Origin of the sequence: Phaeobacter sp. CECT 5382, from assembly GCF_001457775.1 — a bacterium.
In the GTDB taxonomy this organism is placed as follows: Bacteria; Pseudomonadota; Alphaproteobacteria; order Rhodobacterales; family Rhodobacteraceae; genus Pseudophaeobacter.
In genome coordinates this window covers 1-1,169 of record NZ_CYSG01000056.1, presented here as the reverse complement: position 1 = coordinate 1,169, position 1,169 = coordinate 1, and the positions used below count along the sequence as shown (strand labels likewise).

Annotated in this window: 1 protein-coding gene; it reads right to left on the bottom strand. The window is 56.9% G+C overall.

Translation table 11 applies throughout. The annotated features are described in order from the left end of the window. The coding region (tuf, locus tag PH5382_RS19350) for an elongation factor Tu (protein WP_058336008.1) at positions 1-1,169 on the bottom strand (1,169 nt) is incomplete at both ends.

Genomic DNA, 1,169 nt, shown 5'->3' with positions numbered 1-1,169 from the left:
GTGATTTTGGAAACGACGCCAGCGCCGACGGTGCGGCCGCCTTCGCGGATCGCAAAGCGCAGACCGTTTTCCATCGCGATTGGCGCGATCAGCTCAACGTCGAACTTCAGGTTGTCGCCTGGCATGACCATCTCGGTGCCCTCGGGCAGAGTAACAGTACCGGTGACGTCTGTGGTCCGGAAGTAGAACTGTGGACGGTAGTTCGCGAAGAATGGCGTGTGACGGCCGCCTTCATCCTTGGTCAGGATATAGGCTTCTGCTTCGAACTTGGTGTGTGGCTGAACCGACTTAGGTGCGCACAGAACCTGGCCACGCTCAACAGCTTCACGGTCGATACCGCGCAGCAGGGCGCCGATGTTGTCGCCCGCTTCACCGCGATCCAGCAGCTTGCGGAACATTTCAACACCAGTACAGGTGGTGGTCTGAGTGTCTTTGATGCCAACGATTTCAATGCTGTCGCCAACATTGATCACGCCACGCTCAACACGGCCAGTCACAACGGTACCACGACCAGAGATCGAGAACACGTCTTCAACAGGCATCAGGAAGGGCTGGTCAACCGCACGTGCAGGAGTAGGGATATACTCGTCAACGGCAGCCATCAGCTCGCGGATTTTGTTTTCGCCGATTTCAGGGTTGGTGCCTTCCATCGCCGCCAGAGCGGAACCTGCGATGATTGGAATATCGTCGCCGGGGTAGTCGTAGGACGACAGCAGCTCACGGATTTCCATTTCAACCAGCTCGAGCAGCTCTTCGTCGTCTACCTGGTCAACTTTGTTCATGAAGACAACCATGTAGGGGATGCCAACCTGGCGGCCCAGCAGGATGTGCTCGCGGGTCTGGGGCATCGGGCCGTCAGCTGCGTTCACAACCAGGATGGCGCCATCCATCTGCGCCGCACCGGTGATCATGTTTTTCACATAGTCAGCGTGACCGGGGCAGTCGACGTGCGCGTAGTGGCGGCTTTCGGTTTCATACTCAACGTGTGCGGTCGAGATGGTGATGCCGCGAGCTTTTTCTTCAGGTGCGCCGTCGATCTGGTCGTAGGCTTTGAAGTCACCAAAATATTTGGTGATCGCTGCGGTCAGAGTGGTTTTACCGTGGTCAACGTGGCCGATGGTGCCGATGTTGACGTGCGGCTTATTACGTTCAAACTTTTCCTTAGCCAT